The 19020-nt window shown below is 70.7% G+C and carries 17 protein-coding genes; 9 read left to right on the top strand and 8 right to left on the bottom strand.

Going from position 1 to position 19020, the window contains the following annotated elements; translation table 11 throughout:
- Positions 1-96: 96 nt before the first annotated feature.
- The 3 genes from ACFYR3_RS17710 to ACFYR3_RS17700 all read right to left on the bottom strand — a co-directional run bounded on the left by ACFYR3_RS17710 (position 97) and on the right by ACFYR3_RS17700 (position 4591).
- A complete protein-coding gene (locus ACFYR3_RS17710; RefSeq protein ID WP_355846116.1) occupies positions 97-1581 on the bottom strand; it encodes a serine/threonine-protein kinase in 1485 nt (494 codons plus the stop codon).
- A 38-nt stretch (positions 1582-1619) separates the two neighbouring features.
- The gene (locus ACFYR3_RS17705; RefSeq protein ID WP_389283730.1) at positions 1620-2255 is read right to left on the bottom strand and encodes a hypothetical protein; all 636 of its coding nucleotides are present in this window, start codon (positions 2253-2255) and stop codon (positions 1620-1622) included.
- A 173-nt stretch (positions 2256-2428) separates the two neighbouring features.
- Entirely contained in the window at positions 2429-4591 is a 2163-nt protein-coding gene (locus tag ACFYR3_RS17700; protein ID WP_389283728.1) for an N-6 DNA methylase, read from the bottom strand.
- A 198-nt stretch (positions 4592-4789) separates the two neighbouring features.
- On the opposite strand from ACFYR3_RS17700, the gene ACFYR3_RS17695 reads away from it, so the two are divergent.
- The 3 genes from ACFYR3_RS17695 to ACFYR3_RS17685 all read left to right on the top strand — a co-directional run bounded on the left by ACFYR3_RS17695 (position 4790) and on the right by ACFYR3_RS17685 (position 6478).
- The gene (locus tag ACFYR3_RS17695; protein ID WP_355846000.1) at positions 4790-4981 is read left to right on the top strand and encodes a hypothetical protein; all 192 of its coding nucleotides are present in this window, start codon (positions 4790-4792) and stop codon (positions 4979-4981) included.
- Positions 4982-5312: 331 nt separating this feature from the next.
- Entirely contained in the window at positions 5313-6029 is a 717-nt protein-coding gene (locus ACFYR3_RS17690; protein WP_389283726.1) for a hypothetical protein, read from the top strand.
- A gap of 86 nt (positions 6030-6115) precedes the next feature.
- Complete coding sequence (locus ACFYR3_RS17685; protein ID WP_356783191.1) at positions 6116-6478, top strand: hypothetical protein; 363 nt, start codon at positions 6116-6118, stop codon at positions 6476-6478.
- A 135-nt stretch (positions 6479-6613) separates the two neighbouring features.
- Here the strand turns inward: ACFYR3_RS17685 and ACFYR3_RS17680 are convergent, their stop codons facing one another.
- From ACFYR3_RS17680 to ACFYR3_RS17670, 3 genes are all read right to left on the bottom strand, one after another.
- A complete protein-coding gene (locus tag ACFYR3_RS17680; RefSeq protein WP_389283724.1) occupies positions 6614-8341 on the bottom strand; it encodes an insulinase family protein in 1728 nt (575 codons plus the stop codon).
- A complete protein-coding gene (locus tag ACFYR3_RS17675) occupies positions 8338-9315 on the bottom strand; it encodes a hypothetical protein (protein ID WP_355845988.1) in 978 nt (325 codons plus the stop codon). Before ACFYR3_RS17675 ends, ACFYR3_RS17680 begins: the two co-directional genes overlap by 4 nt.
- Positions 9316-9536: 221 nt before the next feature.
- Entirely contained in the window at positions 9537-10022 is a 486-nt protein-coding gene (locus ACFYR3_RS17670; RefSeq protein WP_389283722.1) for an ATP-binding protein, read from the bottom strand.
- Positions 10023-10289: 267 nt separating this feature from the next.
- On the opposite strand from ACFYR3_RS17670, the gene ACFYR3_RS17665 reads away from it, so the two are divergent.
- From ACFYR3_RS17665 to ACFYR3_RS17655, 3 genes are read left to right on the top strand one after another with little or no spacing between them, the layout of a single operon-like run.
- The gene (locus tag ACFYR3_RS17665) at positions 10290-11141 is read left to right on the top strand and encodes a helix-turn-helix domain-containing protein (protein WP_389283720.1); all 852 of its coding nucleotides are present in this window, start codon (positions 10290-10292) and stop codon (positions 11139-11141) included.
- 3 nt (positions 11142-11144) lie between these two features.
- On the top strand, positions 11145-11336 hold the full coding sequence (locus ACFYR3_RS17660; protein WP_356783186.1) for a DUF397 domain-containing protein: 192 nt from the start codon (positions 11145-11147) through the stop codon (positions 11334-11336).
- A 21-nt stretch (positions 11337-11357) separates the two neighbouring features.
- Positions 11358-11597: a hypothetical protein gene (locus tag ACFYR3_RS17655; protein WP_355845977.1), complete on the top strand. Its 240-nt coding sequence runs from the start codon at positions 11358-11360 to the stop codon at positions 11595-11597.
- A gap of 42 nt (positions 11598-11639) precedes the next feature.
- Here the strand turns inward: ACFYR3_RS17655 and ACFYR3_RS17650 are convergent, their stop codons facing one another.
- Entirely contained in the window at positions 11640-12533 is an 894-nt protein-coding gene (locus ACFYR3_RS17650; protein WP_355845974.1) for a hypothetical protein, read from the bottom strand.
- Positions 12534-12541: 8 nt separating this feature from the next.
- The gene (locus ACFYR3_RS17645; RefSeq protein ID WP_355845972.1) at positions 12542-13282 is read right to left on the bottom strand and encodes a hypothetical protein; all 741 of its coding nucleotides are present in this window, start codon (positions 13280-13282) and stop codon (positions 12542-12544) included.
- A 326-nt stretch (positions 13283-13608) separates the two neighbouring features.
- On the opposite strand from ACFYR3_RS17645, the gene ACFYR3_RS17640 reads away from it, so the two are divergent.
- The 3 genes from ACFYR3_RS17640 to ACFYR3_RS17630 all read left to right on the top strand — a co-directional run bounded on the left by ACFYR3_RS17640 (position 13609) and on the right by ACFYR3_RS17630 (position 19018).
- Positions 13609-15159: a hypothetical protein gene (locus ACFYR3_RS17640; protein WP_389283717.1), complete on the top strand. Its 1551-nt coding sequence runs from the start codon at positions 13609-13611 to the stop codon at positions 15157-15159.
- Between the two features lie 160 nt (positions 15160-15319).
- Positions 15320-17179, top strand: a complete 1860-nt coding sequence (locus tag ACFYR3_RS17635) for a hypothetical protein (protein WP_389283715.1) — start codon at positions 15320-15322, stop codon at positions 17177-17179.
- Positions 17180-17341: 162 nt separating this feature from the next.
- The gene (locus ACFYR3_RS17630) at positions 17342-19018 is read left to right on the top strand and encodes a hypothetical protein (RefSeq protein WP_389283713.1); all 1677 of its coding nucleotides are present in this window, start codon (positions 17342-17344) and stop codon (positions 19016-19018) included.
- The last annotated feature ends 2 nt before the right edge of the window (positions 19019-19020 follow it).

The following is a 19020-nucleotide window of genomic DNA, read 5'->3' as shown; positions in this document are numbered from 1 at the left end:
CGGCACGAAATAGGCGCAATATAACTGGATGCGCATGCCCGTTCGGGAAAGAAAGCCCCTGGAAAGTCACAAGATCATCCCAGGGCAGGGCAAAGTCTAGCCACGCACCTGCCCCAGCCATTGCAATGCCCCCCGGATCTCTGCCGCGAGCGGGTGTCCGGGACCGTGCAGCCGCTCCACGTCGTGCAGCAGCCGGGCCAGTGTGTCGCGGGCGGCGCCGTGGTCACCCAGCGCCAGCAGCAGGTGCCCGATGCGGCGGCGGACGTCGAAGGCGAGTTCCGGGTCGCCGACCGCGTACTGGTTCTCGTAGTACGGCAGCAGCGTGCGGTACTCGGTGAGCGCCGCCGCCGGTTCGCCCAACTGCTCCAGGCATTGGGCGGATTCGTAGCGATAGCGCAGGGACTGGGGGTCGGCCCAGCCGGCCTCGGCGGCGCGTTCGTCGGCAAGGCGGCGCAGTTCGGGCAGCGCGCGCCGGTACTGGCCGTCGTCCATGAGCGTGGCCGCGTACTGCTTGCGCAGGGTGCGTACGACCGGGGAGTGCTCGCCGTGCCGCTGTGCGGCGGTGGGCAGGATCGCGCCGAGGAGGTCGACGGCCTGGGTGATGCGGCCCTCGCCCAGAAGGCGCTTCACCTCGTCGACGGCGCCGGCCACATCGGGCTTGTCGGCGTCCCGCACGACGGGGGCGGGCCGGGGTGCAGGCGTGCGCGCCCGGTCCGGCCAGGGGGCGTGTGGGCGCAGGAAGGGGCGCGTGGGGTCGAGTGGGGCCCCGGTGGGGGTTCCGCGCCCGGGCAGGAGCGGCGCCAGATGCTCGTACACCTCCTGCGCGGAGGCGGGCCGGTGCTGCGGGTCCTTCGCGAGCAGGCGCAGAACCAGGCTCTCCAGCGCCTCCGGGACCTCGGGGCGCAGCCGGCGTACGGGCGGCGGCGGCTCGTACAAGTGCCGGTGCAACACCCCGAGCGCCGTCGAGCCCGTGAACGGCACGTCGCCGCTGAGGAGTTCGTGTATCAGCACACCGAGCGCGTACAGGTCGGTGTACGGGCCGACTGCGCCGCCCATCACCTGCTCGGGCGCCATGTAGGCGGGCGAGCCGATGGGGGAGCCGGTGCGCGTGAGGCGGGTGGTGTCGGTGTCCATGACGGAGGCGACGCCGAGGTCGAGGACGGTCACCGTGCCGTCCTGCTTCACCATCACGTTGCGCGGCTTGAGGTCACGGTGGACGATCGGCACGGCGTGCACGGCGCTCAATACGGCGCACAGTTGCGTGGCGACCGCGACCGCCCACTGCCACGGGTAGGGGTCGTGTTCGGCGAGGTGATCGGAGAGGTCGGCGCCGTCGACGTACTGCATGACGAGGAACAGTTCCTCGCCCTCGCTGCCCGCGTCGTGCACGGTGACCAGGCCGGGGTGGTCGACCTGGGCGGTCACCCGGCACTCGCGCGCGAAGCGGCGGCGCAGTTCGTCGGCCTCCTGGCCGACGACCTTGTCGGGGCGCAGCAGCTTCACCGCGACGCGCCGGTCGAGCCGTTGGTCGTAGGCCGTCCAGACCTGGCCCATGCCTCCCTGCCCGATGAGCGTGGCCAGTTCGTACCGGCCGGCGACGACGCGTCCGGCCGCCGCGGTCACCGTCCGCCCTCGTGTTCGCCGTCCCGCTGGTCCTCGTGCTTGCGCAGATAGTCGCTGAGTTCGTCGAGCTCGGCGCGCACCTGGTCGATACGGGCGGGTGTGGCTCGCCGCGACGGGGGCTGGGGCATCGAGGGCTGGGGCATCGGCGTGTTCGGCAGGTACGGCTGCGGTACGGGCGGCTGCGGCTGCGGCTGCGGCTGCGATACGGGAGTGCCCGGGTACGGAGGGGCGGGCGGCGCGGGCTGCGGATAGCCGTACGGCTCGCGGGCGGTCTGCACATGAGGTGGCGCGTAGCCCGTGAACCGCTGCCCCGCGTTGTGGAAACGGATGTCGTTGACCAGGTAGTACGCGACGCTGCCGGCGCCGATGGTCAGCGCCACGGCCAGCGCGACATCGCCTCTGGTGTCGCTCTCCGGCACCGTGCCGACGATCACGAGCGCGCCGATGGTCACCGGCAGCGACACCCAGGCCGCCGTCCAGTCGAACCATCGCCCGCGCTGGAGCGCGACCCGGAACAGCGGAACGCAGGCGAGCAGACCGCACGACAGGACCCCGGCGACGGCGAACAGCACGCGCAAGGTGATGACGGTTCCCGCGCTGCGGGTGGGTGGCGCCCCGTCGTGGCCGTACATGACTGCTCCCGGGCCTGGGTTCGATTTGGGAGTTCGAGCGTATAGGCCGACACGGACGACCGGTCCCGGGTTGTACGGAACCGTTGTCGTGCTGATCACCTCGTACGGCGCCGCAGGTGACATCCGGTGGCGGGCCCGCGGCGGCCCGGGGCGCGGGCGGAGCGCGCGGGGCCTCAGCCCGGGGGCACCGTCCCGTCCGTCAGCCCGTCGTACATGCCGCGTACGAACTGGTCCCCCAGCCGGCCCGCGTGCCGGAGCGCCCGCTCGAACTCGTCGAGCGCGCGGAACCGGGTGCCGTAGCGCCGCTGTTCGTCCAGCGGGAGGCGGGGCAGTTGCAGACGGCGCACGTCGAGCCGGGTGGCGGTGGACGCGTAACTGCTGGCCTGGCGGTTGTTGGCGGTGCCCCGCAGGAACCCGGCGAGGAACCACGGGTCGAGCGCCGCGGGATCGGGGTGCAGGAGCACGAGGTTGCGCCCCAGGACGGCGCCCGCTGTCGTGCCGTCGACCACGCGGACCACCGAGCCGCCGCCGAGCACCGGCACGACCACGTCGCCCGCCTCCGTCAGCACGGCTTCCTCGTCGGTCTCGGGCAGCGTCCCCGAGGGACCGGTGCCGGCGAGCACGTCGTGGTCGGTGAGGACGGCCGCACGCGCGTGACCGCCGTTTCCGCCCGTACGCATCACCAGGGCGCTCCCGCGGGCGAGTTCGCCGACGGTGGTGAGCGGCCAGCGGGCGGGCCGCGCCGTCGTGGCGGGGGACGGGGTGAGATCGGTGGTCAGGCGCAGCGTCTCGGCGAGGCACTCGCGCACGGCCGCGAGCTGCTCGGCGCCGTCGGCCGCCGCCGGGGGCGGGAGATGGCGGGCCGGGGCGAGGTCGACGTCGTCGTCGAGGAGTTCGATGACGGGAACGGAACGCGCCAGACCGGGCCGCTCCGGGAGGGTGCCGTCCCGGTCGTGGGCCCACCAGGCGTCGAGCACGATGTCTCTGACGGCCTGCCAGTCGGGACCGCCGCGCCCCTCGCCGGCGAACTGCCCGGCGTCGGCGAGCAGCACCTCGGGCTGGCCGGGCGCCTTCTCGGGCCGGCGCAGCACCCACAGGTGCAGGGGGATGTTGTACGGGGGTGCCGCGCCGACCGGCAGGGCGACGACGGCCCGCAGCGCGCCGCGGCGCAGCAGGTCGGCGCGGATACGGCGCCCGGAACGGCGGGAAGCGGTGGCGGGCGGCATGAGCAGGACGGCGGTGCCGCCGTCCCGCAGCCGGGCCAGCGCGTGCTGCACCCAGGCCAGCTCGGACTCGGCGCGGGCCGGGAAGCCGTACTCCCAGCGGGGGTCGTAGGCCAGTTCGTCATGTCCCCAGTTGCGTTCGTTGAACGGGGGGTGGCACAGGACCGTGTCGGCGCGCAGCCACGGAAACGCGTCGGCGCGCAGGCTGTCGCCGACGGCCGCTCGCACGGTGGCCCACCCGTGCAGGGCGAGCCGGAGAGCGGTGAGCACGGCGAGTTCGGGGGCGCTGTCCTGGGCGTGGAGCTCCTGGCCGGGGCGGGCGTCGAGAGCGCGCAGCAGGGCGCCGGTGCCACAGGCCGGATCGAGGACGGTGCGGGCGGGGCCGGCGAGGTCGGCCATGAGGCGGGCGAGCTCGGTGGGGGTGGTCGTGAACTGGCGCGGGTTGGCGTCGAGGTGCCGTCCGAGCAGGAACTCGAAGGCCTGGCGGGCGCCCAGCTCGGCGGCGAGCTCGGCCGCGCCGCGCAGGAGAGGGGTGGAGGGGAGCAGCTGGGGGCCGGTGGGCACAGCGAGGGCGGCCGGGGTGGTGGGGGTGGCTGGGGCGTGCGGGGCTGCCGATCCTCCTGAAGCGACTTCTGGAGTGTTCACAGCTCCCGGTCGATTCACAGTCGACGGCGGCTCCACGCCCATCCCGGCGTGAACACCACGTTCGGCTTGCACCCAGCCGAACCGGGGGACGGTCACCTGCTCCAGCGCGGCAGGCAGCAGCGCGGCAAGGCGCTCGTCGGAACCGGCGCTCACCTCCAGCCAGACCGTCGGCCGGTCATGGATGAGCAGCAGCACGCAGCCGGCGTGGGCGAGTGCGGCGGCCGGGCCCTCGGGGTGGCCGGCGAGTTGCTGCCACACGCGTTCCCGCAAAGGCACTTCGGCGAGTTTGCCCTGGTGACGCAGCCAGGCCTCGACCTCGGCGAGCGCGAACGACGGGCTGGTCTCCGTACCGCCGACGGGCTTGGGGAAGTCGGCGTGGCGACGGCGCCAGTTACTCACGGCCGCGCGGCCGACGCCGGCCAGCCGTGCGATTCCGGCTGCGGTCACCTCGGTCGCGTTGTCCTGCACTCGCTCCGCTCCTCTCGTCCCGACTCGTCCCTGTGTGGTGTCGAGCATACCGACATAGGCAAGATCTACCCGTTCACACTGTGCACGCGAGAGACTGAGTGAATCGTGTTGACTCGATTCACAGGCTCTGGTCTTATTGACCCAGCGAACGAGCGGCTGCCATGGAGGCGTCCGCCGGGGAAGGGGACAGTCGTGGGCATGAAGGGCAGGGCCGCGCTGAGTGCCACTGTGGGCCTCGTCGTCATAGGTGTCGTCTCGGCGAATGTCGGCGGCCACAGCCGCGGACTTGGCCGCACAGGCGGCGGCGCCGACAAGGGCTCGGTATCCACGACTCCGCATCCCGGTGCCCGGCAGCACACCGGCTCGGCCGATGCGGCCGAAAGGAAATAGGCCGCGTTCGCGGGGGACGGTGACTTCCGGGTCGGCCCGGACACCGAGCCAGGCACCTGTCGCACCACCGGCGACACCGGCTCCCGGGAACGCGCCAAGGACACCTACTTCGACACGTCCGGCTGCGGGGACCCGAAGAAGACTCGCTGACCGGCCGCCGTACACGCCTCCCGTCACACCACCCCGCCCGCCATACGCGCCGCAGTACATCGCACCGCACCGCACCACTTCGACTCTGCCCGGCCTGTGTGCGTTCAGAGTCCCGCAACCGAAAGCCCTGCTCGACGGGCACTCGGCCCGTTCCGACCTCACCTTCGAAGGACAGATCCCGATGCGTCATCCCTCCCGTGCCGCCAAGGCGCTGCTCGCCGCCGCCGTGCTCCCGCTGGCCCTGACCGCCTGCTCCTCCGCGACCGGCACCTCGTCCCCGTCCGCCACGGCGGAAAAGCCCAAGGACCCCAACGCCGGTCTGCTGACGGGCGCGCAGCTCAAGAAGGCGCTGGCGCCCGCCTCCTTCTTCGCCACCGGTTTCGCGGTCGACCCCAGCGGCGCACGGGACTCCGGCACCACCTACACCGCGCCGAGCTCCTCCCCCGCGGCGAAGCGCGACTGCACCCTTCTCGGCGGCACCGCCTGGATAGCGGTCACCGGCGACTCGGGCGTCTCCTTCGCCCAGAACGACTACGTCAGCAAGAACACGTCCGAGGACATCGCGCAGGAGGTCGACACCTACCGCGGTACGACTGCGGCGACCGTACTGGCGGACCTGAAGAAGGTCGTCGCCGGCTGCGCGACCTACACCGACTCGGACACCCACACCAAGGTGAAGGTCGCGGGCGCCGACACCTCCGGTCTCGGCGACGCCGCGTACACGATCACGCTGACCAACAGCGCCTGGGAGAACGGCTCGACCCTCATCGCCGCACGCTCCGGAACCGACGTCGTCACAGTGATGTCCAACGACGGAAAGGACAACGGCGCGGCCACGGCGAAGAAGCTGGCCGACCGGATCGTGACGTCCCTGAAGGGCGAACACGCGCACGCGTGACCCATCGGATGGGAGCATGACGCCCCCGAGTGGTTTCTCGGGAGCCCGGGAGTCTTCTCGGGGGGCACAGGGTCTTCGGGGGTGTGATGGACAAGCGCTTGGAAGCCAGCTGGTTCCAGCGACTGGCGTGGTCGGTTCTGGCGGTCGGGTCGTGCGGCCTGCTGGTGTGGGTACCTTTCCTGTACGTGGCCATCCGCCGGGGGCGAGGGTCCGACTGGGGCGCCTTCGCCTCGTTCGCGCTGTACGAGGCGGGGTCACTGTCGTTGGCGAACATCCCGGCGGACAAGGGAAATACGGCCTTGGGCCTGGTCGCCCTCTCCACCCTGGCCGTGGCCGTGTGGCTGCTGACAGGCCCGCTGTTCGACAAACCCACTCCGCGGAACGCCATGACCGGCGCGGTGCCTGCCCCCTGGCCGACCCAAGGGGCCGGCAACCCCTATCTGCGCTGACACTCGGCAGCACGTCGGGACCGAGGCACCGGGCGGTTCGTCGCCGCCGGGTGCCGCGGACTCCGTCCCCGCCGGGCGGCCCGACGTTCAGCCTCGCCGGGCGGCCCGACGTTCAGCCTCGCCGGGCCGCGAGGATCAGCCCCGCCGGGTCCCGCGCTGGATCCTGATGGCCGGATAGGCCAGCAGTCCGCCGACGCACCAGAGGAAAACGGTGAGCGCGGCCCATCCTCCGAGACTGGTCTCCGGATCGGAGAAGCCGAAGACGGTGTACATCAGGGCCAGGAGGCACCAGAGCCCGGCGAGGGTCCCGAAGATGACGAGGATCGCCGTCTGCCCTCCGGTACGCCGCGTAGTCGCCCGCCGCTGAGCGGCGCCGCCGGAGTCCCGCCCCTGCCCCTCCCCGCCCTCACCCCCCGGGGCGGCGCGTTCGGGCCGCCGCTGCCGGGGCGGCAACCGCACCACCGTGCCCGGAGGCACCGCCGCGTCGATCGTCGCCATGGTGTGCGCGCCGATCCCGTAAGCCCCCGGTTCCACCTCCACGCACAGCCCGTCGGTGCCGATGAGCCGACGCCCGCCGTCCGGCCAGGTCAGCAGCGCGGCGCAGTCGCGGTAGAGCACGGTGGCCGCCTCGCCCCCCGCCGTCAGGCTGACCCCCTCGCCCCCGACGATCAGGGCCGTCCTGTCCTTGCGTACGGCCTCGAACCGCTTGCCCGTGACGGCGTACGACGAATTGGTCGGGGCAGCCGTGTACCCGGCCCAGTCGGCGCTGTGCCCCGAGGGCACCTGGAGCAGTGCCGTCCCGGCGGCCTCCAGCGCGACCGCGTGCACCTGCTCCGGTGTCACCGCCCACAGCTCGGCCCGCAGTTCGTCGAGCGCGCGCGGCGGCCGGTGGGCGAGCAGGTCCTCCGCCGCGCCGGGCAGTCGTCGTACGGCCGCGTCGGGCGCGGTCAGTGTGGCGTCGCTGCGGCCGCGTACGGCGTCCAGGTCGGCCTGCGTGATCCGGCCGACCTGGAGCCCCGCGAGGACGTCGACGAAGCCGCCGAGCGCCGCGTCCTGCTTGGCGGGCAGGGCGTCCGCGAAGGCGGTGACGGTCGCGAATCCGTCCCGGCGGGAGGTGTAGTCAGTGGCCGCCGTGTACGAGTAGCCGCCCTCCTGGCGGAGCGAGCGGGAGAGTTCGCGCTCCAGGACGCCCGCGTACATCCGGGCGGCGGTGGTGTCGGCGACGACGGCGTCGAGCAGGACACCACCCTGGCCGTCGGAGAAGTAGGCGGGATCGGTGGGCAGGGCTGAGGTGACCGCGGGCATCGGGCGGCGCTCGCCACCGGGCAGCTTCAGCGAGAGTCCGGCGGGCAGCCGTTCCCCCGCGACCCACAGCACGGCGTTGTCCCGCGTGAACCAGGTCCCCGCCCAGCGCCGTACGTCGTCCGGCCGCAACTGCCGTACGCCCCACTCGGGATAGCTGGTCAGCCCGTACCCCTGGGCCCCGTACCGCCACAGCGGGAGCTGTCCCACCTCGCGCCGTGCCTCCTCGGTGCGCAGGATCTCCTTCTCGGTCTCCAGCCGCTCCATGGGCAGATCTAGGAGGGAGGTGCACAGACCGTCGAGGTACGCGACGACCTCGTGCTCCGCGCCCTCCACATGGAAGTGGGTGAACGCGGCCTTGGTCGCCCCGTTGAAGTGGTAGTCGGCCAGACCCTGGCGGTACAGGGCCAGATGCTCGACCAGGTGCGTGATCCCGGCGCCGGCGAGCGTCTCGTCGGCGACACCGACGCGGAAGACGAGTCCGGCCCGCATGGGCCCGGTGGCGTACGCGAAGAGGGTCGGTATGCCGGCGATCTCGGTGTGATGGATGGCCTGGCTCATCGTCCGCCTCTTCCCGTTCTTCCGGCTGTTCCGAGGGCCGCGGCGCGGTGTCGTACGTATGCGTCCGCGGGTTCGCCGAGATAGCTCCACGGGTACTTGGAGGCCAGATTGCCGAGCGCGCGGAAGTGCGCGGCGGCGCGGGCGGTGTCCCCGATCAGCGAGAAGAGCGCGGCGAAGTTGCCCTGGACGGTGACCCAGCCGTACGTGGGCCGGTGGTGCGGGTGCAGGACGGACCGTTCGGCGGCCTCGACGAGTTCGGGGTGGACGTTGGCCTGCCGCAGGTACTCGGTTCGCGCGTTCCCGGTGGAGGACAGATCGAGCCAGTGCTCCAGATGCGCCTCGGCCACCAGCCCCCCGCTCAACGCTCCTTCGGGCGCTCCGCGCAGACACTCGCGGGCGAACCCGTGCGCCGCCTCCCAGCTCCCGCTCCACTTCGGGCACAGCTGCTGGAGCAGCCGGGCCTGTCCCGTGAAGTGGTTCGGGTGGTGACCGGCCAGCCGGTCGTATCGACGCCGTGCCTCGTTCTGCCCGAGTTGCAGTCCCCTGGCCGTGTTCAGGCGCGCGGCCCAGGCCGCGTCGTGGGTCGGGTCGAGGGCGGTCGCCCGGATCAGCAACTGTTCGGCCTGCCGCAGGTGTTCGTGCATCTGGCGGAACTGCTCCCGGCTGACGTCCTTGGCCCGCGCGGCCGTCCGGATCGACCAGCCGATCTCGATCTCGCGGCTCCCGAGAATCGTCAGGGCGAGTACGTCGTCGGGGGCGGCGGCGACGACTTCCCGCAGGAAGTGCTCGACACCGGGCACTTCGGCGACCACGCGGACGAGGAACGCCCGGTCGGTGCCGTGCGGCAGCCCGTCGACGTACTGCCGGATCGCCGCCCAGTCCCGCGCGGCGGCGACCTGCCGTAGCCATCCGGCTTCGGGGAAGGCGGAGGCGAGCTCGAAGTCCGGGGGTGGGAGGGGTGCGTCGGTCGGCATGGAGCGGATGGTAGGGGGCGGATTGGCAGCGGTTTCCGCCGAGGTGAGGAGAGCGTGTGGGAACACACGGGTCAAACAGCGCATACAGGTGCCGGCTTGACCCGGTGATGAACGATCTTGACTTTCCCATGACTCGAACTTGAGTTCGCCTTGTGTGAGGTGATCACCCACCTTTCGCCAGACCCGCACCGACGACCACGTGTTCGCCGGGGCCCTGCCGGTCACGCACTGACAGACTCCGGGGCCGCCGCCCACGGCGGCCCCACCTCGCACCACAGCAACTTCCCGCTCCTGCCGAACAGGTCGTCGCCGAGCGGGTATCCGCCCCACGCGTCCGCGTAATGGCATACGAGGAACAGCCCCCGCCCGCCGTCCGCCTCGGCCGGCACGGGATGCAGCGCGCCGTGCCGCCTGTCGAACGGGGGCGGGATGCGGGGGTCGGCATCCCAGACGCTGACGCGAAGACGGCCACTCCCCAGAGCGCGGAGCCGAAGCATCGCGGGCCCGGCGGAGTGCCGGTAGGCGTTCGTGACGAGCTCCGAGGCCAGCAACTCCGCCGTGTCGGCGATGCGGGCCATTCCATGGCCGTTCAGCACGGCCCTGAGGGTGACCCGGGCGACCCGCGGCGCGAGCGGATCGTGCGGCAACTGCAGGGCGTACGTCCAAGATGGGGACGCATCGGACTTCTGCGGGGATACGGTAACCATGAACGCCTCCTGCGGTGGGGGTACTTGGTTCGCTCTACCGGTCCGGCCGGGCGGTGGCATGTCGCGGGGGTACGTACACGCAGGCACGTGGGTGTACGGGGGTGACGCGGTGCGCTTCCGGCTTACCGGAGGGACCAGTTGAGCGGCTCCGAGACCACGACCGTAGGGCCAAAAGTGATAGCCCTGCTACCTTCAACGTGATAATCCCGGCGGATTCACTCATGTGAGGTACCGCAGCCGATCCGTCGTCCGACGAAGGGAACGGCAGTGCCGCCCACCAACACCCCAACCCTGCGGCAACGACGTCTCGGCATCGAAGTGCGCAAGCTCCGCGAACACGCCGGACTCACGTCGACCGACGCGGCAGGCAGCCTGGGCTTGCAGCAGGCGCGACTCAGCATGATCGAAGCCGGCCGCTATCCAGTGAGCGCCGACCGCGTACGCGCCATCGCACGCACCTACGAGTGCGTGGACGAATCGCTGCTCGACGCCCTTACGGCGATGACGGGACGGCGCACCCGGGGATGGTGGGACGAGTACCGGGACCACCTGCCTCCCGACCTCGTCGACCTAGCCGAACTTGAGCACCACGCCTCAGAGTTGAGAGTCTCCCTGGCCATCCACATTCCGGCCCTGTTGCAGACTCCGGACCACACCCGGGCCATGCTGCGGGAGGCCGTTCCCGCGTTCCGCGCCTACGAGATCGAGCACCGGCTCTCCCACCGCATCAAGCGCCAGACCGTCCTGCACCGCACCAGTCCCCCGCCGTACACCGCGCTGCTCCACGAGGCGGCTCTGCACATCCAATACGGCGGACCGGCCACCGCCCGCGACCAGTTGTCCCATCTGCTCACGCTGAGCGAAGAGGACCACATCACGCTCCGAGTGATCCCCTTCACCTGCGGCGGCTTCCCCGGAAACGGGCAGTCGATCAACTACGTGCACGGCACCGACCCCCACCTCGACACCGTGCAGCTCGACACTCACCACGGCTGCGACTTCCTTGACGCACAAGCTCAGTTGACGAAGTACCGAACTATCCTCGACCGCATGGAAACCGTCGCTCTCAAGCCCGCAGCCACACGCGACCTCGTCAACGACATCATCCGGAGCCTGTGAGCGGTGCCCGCCATAACCCCGTACACCTGGCAGAAGTCCTCGTTCAGCCCGGACGGCTCAGATTGCGTCTACGTGGCCACCACCCCCACCGGAACGATCCTCCTCCGCGAAAGCGACGCCCCGGAAACGATCCTCGCCACCGGGCCACGCCAACTCGGCTCTCTAATAGCCGCCTTGCGACCGACGCGCCGCTAGCGTCTCGGAGCGGAGACCGGAATGTTCATCGAAATCGTCTTCACGGGCCTGCCGATCGACCGCGACGAGGTCGAGGAAGCACTGGAGGCCGCGTTCGGCCCCGACGGCGAGATCACAGGCGCGGGCAGCGGGATGGGCCGCTGCCATCTCGACCTGGAGATCGAGGCCGGCGTCGCCCCCGGAGCGGCGACGGAACGACTCCGGGCCGTCCTGACCGATCTCGGCATCGAGGAGTACGCGTCCTTCGAGGTCGGTGCCTGACCCGCACCAGAAGTTCCGCACCGCATGCTGTCGTCGCAAGATTCAGCGCCGCACCCAGCCCGGCGTGGTGCCGGCGCTCCCAGCCGTCACGGACACACCTGATACCCGAAGTTCGGGACTCTCCGGCCTGGAGGACCAGACCCTGACACGGCCTTGATGAAGCTGGACTTCACCTTCCGACACCTCGAACTGCAGGCCCGCTCCTGCGGCAGCCGTCACGAATTCCCCGAACGGCACTCCAAGAGTCGGCAATCCGTCGACGGTCGCCTTCGACCGGGAAACAGCTACGAGCCGGCAGACAACTCCGGCGTCGTACTGCGCAACAATTCCCACACCGAAGAAGATGTCCGTCGGTCGACCGAAGTAGACCGTCGACATCCCTTCTCCGAGGAGCCGACGCAACTGGTCAACGGTCATCCCGAGCCTGGCCGGCCCGAGACGGTCGGGCTCGACCACGAGAGGGTCTTCCAGAGAACCCGCGAGACGTTCCTGGCCGCTTCCCGCAAAAACCTCGTGGCCGGACACACCTCGCCAGAACGCGGACATACTCAGAAATGGTTCACTGGAAGCCTGCCCGGAAGGCGTGAAGAGAGCAATGCCGAGGCGGGGAACGCTGAGCAGTCCGAGTTCCCAATCCGATGCGCAGGACTTCTCCGCCAAGCCCTCCACCACAGCGCTCGACGGCCGACCAAGCACGTCCACGGCTTCGACGATGGGCCGAGCCGGAGAAATGGCCTCCACCGCTTCGAGGTTTCCGTCGTCGCCGTAGTCAAGGGTCAGGCCGAGCTCCGTGTAGACGTCCGCGAGTTGACCGACCCACGCCGACCTCCGGTAACGGTGTGCCGGCGGTCCGAGAATCGCGTGACTCGCCGCCCGCGTCATACCGAAGTCGAGCGGTCCGAAGCCGGCGAAGGGCCGCACCACCGGGTTCGTCATGTCCGGCCTCACAGGGCAGCAGCTCCGCGGCCGGATCCGCTGAGGGCATCGGCCAGGGCCTGGGTCTGCTCGGAGGTGATGCCCAGGGCGATCGGCACACGGCGGGCGCTGTAGGGCGCCGAGCAGACGGCGATCGGGCTGTCGTCGGTGACGGTCCACCGGGGCTCTTGACCGGGATCGGGCAGCACGGCGGCGGCCAACTCGTGGGCCGCGTCGGCGCGTATCCCGCAGTGGACCAGCGCCCGCGCCACCACGTCGGTCGCTTCCTCGGGCATGTCGGCGTCGCCGAGCATCGGAAGCAGGAGCAGCAGACGCTGAGAGGGGTCGGAGAGACCTTCACCGCCGTCCGATGTGCTCGCGGCGAGGGTGGTGAGTTCGTTCCAGGACAGCCCGGGACCGGCATGGTCGCCGCCGCAGTCCCCGAGGAATCCGAGCCGCCCCCACGCGGGATGGCGGACGAAGAACTCGATGTCGCTCATGTCCTCGGAGTTTGCGTACACGACGTAGGCCGTGTGTCCGCCATCGAAGGGCACGCGCAGGACGGGCCACGGCTGCTCGGTGTCCCCGAGGCGGTCCTCCATGGCGTCGTAGGCCGAGGACGCCACGCCGTAGCGGTCCGGCTGCTCTCCCTGGTCCCCCATGGTCAGCAGAACGTGGGCGAGCCAAAATGCGGGGTCGCCCGCGAGTTGCTCACCGGCAACCAGCTCGACGTCTTCGTAGTACTCCGGGATCACCAAGGCACCGGTCATGACCGGAGGGTACTTGGGACCGTGTGAAGGGCCGGCCCACGGGGCGGACAGCCTTGGCGACGACGGTCGTGCGGTTGGGGCCGATACGGGCCCTGGGGAGAAGATCCGCCAGGACTTCGGCCGTGCCGTGCAAGAGCTCCGGGGTGCCCTTGCGACACACGCTCCGCCGGAGGTGTGTCGTACTGGCGGCGGACAGTCCGTCTCTCCTCGGCGATCCACGCAGCCGACGCAGGCACCGGCCCGCACCGTTGAAGTTCGAAGCCCGTACAACCTTTCGACGTCTCGCCCTGTCTGGAAGGTCATTGTTCTCGCACCGTTCATGGCGTGTGAACTTGACCATTGGGGGTCCCGTGAAGATCGGCGAGGTGCGGCGCGGGGTGTGGGCCACGGCCGGGGTGCTGGCGGTGGCCGCGGCGACGGTGGGTGTGCCGTCCGAGCGCGCGGTCGCTGTCGGGGCGGGGCTGGAGGTCGCCTCGGGTTCCGGCGACTACACCCTGGAGGTCGATCCCTATGCGGGTTACGACCTGACCTCGGGCGGTTCCATGACGCTGACCAACACGGGTACGACGGACATCACGTCCTACACACTCACCGTCGACTACAGCTCGCTCGGCGGAGTCGTGGACGTCACCGCTCCCTTCCCCGGATGCAAGAAGAAGACCGAGGGCGTCCTGGTCTGTCACGGCAACGACGCTCCCTCCCCCGGCGGGACGACCCGGCTCACCAACTTCCAGCTGCGGAGCCTGAAGGGTGCGCGGGGCGGGACCACCGGCGAGATCCGGGTCAGCGGACAGGCCGACGGAGCCGCGATCACCGAACGGGTGTGGAAGGTCGACATCCTGGACAAGGGGTTCGTCCAGGACCGGGCGACGGGAACGGTGAAGGGCAAGGTGAAGCCCGGCGCCGAGGTGCGTCCCGGCGCAGGCTTCACCTACCTCGGCACGAACACGCTCAAGGGCACCGAGTTCTCCATGCATGCCGGGGGCGCGTCGTTCGAGCAGGAGTTCAGCAACTGCGACTACGGCACGATGCCGGAGTACGTGTACGGCAACGGGCAGCTCACCGACTTGACGTTCCCGGCGGCGATCTGTCACCTCAACAACACGATCGAGGCAGGCGACTCCTTCGACGTGTCCCCGGGCCCGCTCAAGATCAACAAAGACGCACGCGGCGCGTCCTGGCACGCCCAGCTGGGCTCCAGGAACCCCGTGGTCGACCGTGAGAAGCTGACCGACGTCCACCCCGGCCGGGGCCCGGAACTGAAGCTCGTGCCGCGCCCGGACAGCGCACCCCAGGGGGAGCCGCAGGCTTCCGGTCTCGGAGTGAGCTACGAGGTCGACAACACGGCGGACATCGAAGCCCTCGGCGCCTCGGCAAAGGGACGGCCGGGTGACGTGGTCACGGTGAACGTCGGGTACCGCAACAACGGTCCTGGCGGAATGCCCACCTGGAACGGCAGCGAGCCCATCGAAGAGCTTTCAGTGAGGACGACGGTCATCGTTCCCCCGGGCACAACCGCGGTGAAGGTGCCGAGAGAGTGCCAGTCGTTCGACGACGGCAGGCATCCCGACGTCCACAGCTACAGCTGCACGAACAAGGTCAACGACTGGTGGGTCGGTCCCAAAGAGCGCCTCGTGTGGTCCTTCGACCTGCGCATCGACAAGGCATCCGCCCTCAAGCCCGGCAGGGTCTCGCTGAAGGTGCTCTCGGAGCATGACAGCAACCCGAAGAACGACACCGCCGCCATCACCGTGAAGGTGCCGGGCACGACGGGCGGCACCGGTGGTACTCCGTGGATCGCCGGGGCGGCGGGCGTCCTCGCCGCGGGCGTCGGCACGGTCCTGTTCACCACGGCCCGCAGGCGCCGACAGTCCTGAACACGTCCCGCGACTCACTGAGATGAGGGCAGGTCGGCCACCGGCCCGGCGACGGAACAACTCCGAACCGGAGGAGTTCCGTCGCCGGATTCCTTCCACCACACCGTTGTCAGAGGCGGTCGGTATGGTCGGCGCACCCGATCAGCTGAGGAGCGTGCGCATGAGATCTCCGGCCGAGCTGGACGACGTCCGGTGGTCCGACCTGACCCACGCCTACGGCCCCGCCGAGGACGTGCCCGAGCTGATCCGGGCGCTCTACGAGGACGACGAGGAAGCCGCCGACGAGGCGGTCTACGAGCTCTACGGCAACATCCACCACCAGGGCACGATCTACCAGGCCTCGGCCCCTGCCGTCCCCTTCCTCGCCCACGCCGTGCTGCACGCGCGGCGCAAGCGCGAGGACCTGCTGATGCTGCTCGCCGTCCTCGCCGATCACAGCCCCGACTTCGTCGAATCACCGCACTGGCCCGGCAGCGATGTCGCCGCGGTCTGCGCGGAACTCTGCGAGGTGCTCCCGGAGCTGCTGCCGTGTCTCGGGGACCCCGAGCGCGGGGTGCGCCGCGCGGTGCTGCGGACGGTCGCGGCAGTGGCCGACCTGCTCCCGGACGAGTTGCGGGCTCTGGCCGTCGAGCAGGTCGACGCGCTCTACGCCGACGATCCCGTCCCTGCCGTACGGGCGGACGCGCTGGTCGTCCTGAACCGTTTCGGCCGGGTGCTGGAACCCCTGGACAGCCCGCTGCCCGAGGTGAGGCTCGCCGCGGCCCAGCTGGCCGCCGAACGGTCCGGGCCGCCGTACTCGCCCGAGCTCGTGGAGGTCTTCGCCGAGGACGGCGCCGAACCCGACCCCGGGGACGACGACTACCCGTGGTCGGACAGCGTCACCCAGGACCGGCGGCTCACCGGCCTGCTCGGTCGGGAGCCGGACGTCGCCCTCACCGTGGCCGCCCGCTGGATCGCGGCCGGGGACATCGGCTCACGCGGTTCGTGGCTGGCCGGGGGGATAGCCGAGAAGTGGCGCGACCGCGAGCGTGAGGTCCTGGACCTGTCGCTGGCCGCACTGCCCCACCAGGACAAACTCGCCGCCCTGCTCCGCACGATCGGCCACTGGATCGGCCATGTGCCCGACCCGGAAGCCGACCTCCGGGACACGCTCCACCGGTACGCCAGTGCCGACGACGAGACCGCCGAACCGGCGCTCCTCGCCCTGGTGAACTCCCGCGATCCCCGCGCCTTGGAGCTGGTGCTCGAGCGCCCCACCGCCCGGCTGGTCGAAGCGGCGGCCCGGCACTTCCCGGAGGCGGCCGACCGGCTGATACCCGTGATCCGCCACGAGCTGGCCGCCGGCGCCACCGGGAACGACGGCATCGCCCTGGTCCAGGCCCTGGCACCGTTCGGCACCACCGCGGCCGTCGCCGCCCGGCCCGAACTGGTCGACTGCCTGAGGACCCGTCGCGCGGCCATCGTCGCCGCCCGCCAACTCGGCTCCATCGGCGTACGCACGCCGGAGATCACCGACCTGCTGCTCGACGCCACGCGGAGCAGCGACCCTTCTCTGAGGGCCTCGGCGGCCGTGGCCCACCACCGGTTGACCGATGACCCCGCTGCGGCGCTTCGCACCTACGAGGAACTGCTCTCGTCCAAGGGCCAGACCCACTGGTACCTGAGCGGACTGGAGCCGCTGAGCAGCGCCGCCGCCCCGCTGCTCCCCCTCATCGAGCCCCTGCTGGAAGCCCGCTACGACTGGACGCGCAAGGCGGCCGCCGAGGCCCACCACTGGATCACCGGATCCCCCGACCGCGCGGTCCCCGTCCTCGCCGGCCTGGTCGGCCCCAGCCCGGTCGGCATCAGTGCCCTCAAGGCCCTCGCCGCGACGGGCCGGTCCCCGAAGGAGCTCCACCCCGCCCTCCGCTCCTACGTCTCCTCCCCGAAGCGCCTGCTCCCCGACTCCCCCTTCTCGGGCAAGGACCATCCGGACGACGAACTCCGCACACTGTCCCGGATGTTGCTCATGATCGGCTGACCGGGTCCGCCCTGCCCGACCTCACCGGCCAATCGCTCCGCGGCCTCGGCCCGCGTCGCTGCAGCTCGAAGCCCGTACAACCTTTCGATGCCTCTCCCTGTCTGGAAGGTCATTGTTCTCGCGCTGTTCATGGCGCGTGTTTTTGGTCTTGGGAGGGGTTCCATGAGGGTGAGCCAGGTGCCGCGAGGAGTGTGGGCCGCGGCCGGGGTGCTGGCGGTTGCCGCGGCGGCGGTGGGTGTGCCGTCCGAGCGTGCGGTCGCCGTCGGGGCGGGGCTGGAGGTCGCCTCGGACACCGGCGACTACACCCTGAAGGCCGAGCCCTATGCGCCGCCGGCCGCGGACACGTCGGATCCCGTGACGCTGACCAACACGGGTACGACGAAGATCACGTCGTACACGCTCACCGTCGACTACAGCTCGCTCGGCAAAGTCGTGGACGCCACCGCCCCCTTCTCCGGATGCGCGAAGAAGACCGAGGGCGTCCTGGTCTGCCAGGGCAAGGACGCTCCCTCCCCCGGCAAAACGACCCGGCTCGGCAGCTTCCGGGCACAAAGCCTGAAGGGCGCGCGGGGCGGGACCACCGGCGAGATCCGCGTCAGCGGACAGGCCGACGGAGCCGCGATCACCGAACGGGTGTGGAAGGTCGACATCGAGGACGAGGGGTTCGTCCAGGACCATGTGACGGGAACGGTGGAGGGCAAGGTGAAACCCGGCGCCGAGGTGCGTCCGGGCTTGGGCTTCACCTACTTCGGCGCGAACACTCTCAAGGGCACGGACTTCTTCACCTACGCTCCGAACGCGTCGTTCAAGCAGGAGTTCAGTAACTGCAAGTACGGCAAACTGCCCGTCCACATGGACGGCGTGCAGAGTGGGGAGCTCACCGACACGACGCTCCAAGCGGCGCTCTGTCACTTCGACGACACGATCGAGGTGGGCGACTCCTTCGACGTGTCCCCGGGCACGCTCAGGATCGACGACGACGCACGCACCGTGGATTGGTACGGCTGGATGGGCGGCACGGACGAGCTGAAGGAGATGACCGACGTCCACCTCGGCGAGGGCCCCGAGCTGAAGCTCGTGCCGCGCCCGGACGACGCACCCCCGGGGAAGCCGCAGGTGGGCCCGACCGGCATCCTCTACACGGTCGACAACACGGCGGACGCCGAAGCCCTCGGCGCCTCGGCGGAGGGGCGGCCGGGTGACGTGGTCACGGTGGATGTCGGGTACCGCAACAACGGTCCCGGCGGTGTGCCGACCTGGAACGGCAGTCGGCCCCTCGAAGATCCCTCGGTCGAGACGACGGTCACGATTCCCCCGGGCACGACCGCGGTGAAAGTTCCGGAGCGGTGCTGGACGGAAAACGGCGGGAAGAAGGGGCCCGGTGGCCGCGTCTACTCCTGCAGAGGTGAGAGCAACGACTGGTGGGTCGGTTCCGGCGAGCGCCTCGTGTGGTCCTTCGACCTGCACATCGACAAGGCGTCCGCCCTCAAGCCCGGCAAGGTCTCGCTGAAGGTGCTGCCCGAGAGTGACAGCAACCCGAGGAACGACACCGCCGCCATCACCGTGAAGGTGCCGGGCGCGACGGGCGGCACCGGTGGCTCCGACGGCGGAAACGGCTCCTCCGGAGGAACGGCGGGCGGCTCGTCCGGCTCGGGTTCCGGTGGCGGGTCCGGGTCCGCCGGGGGTGCACACGACACATCGTCCACCTCCGGGCAGACCGGGTCCATGGCGAGCACGGGAGCGGGAGCTACTCCGTGGATCGCCGGAACGGCGGGCGTCCTCGCCGCGGGCCTCGGCACGGTCCTGTTCACCACAGCCCGCAGGCGCCGACAGTCCTGAGC

This window comes from Streptomyces sp. NPDC005784 (genome assembly GCF_042871525.1).
Classification (GTDB): Bacteria; Actinomycetota; Actinomycetes; order Streptomycetales; family Streptomycetaceae; genus Streptomyces.
This window is presented reverse-complemented; position numbering and strand designations above follow the sequence as displayed.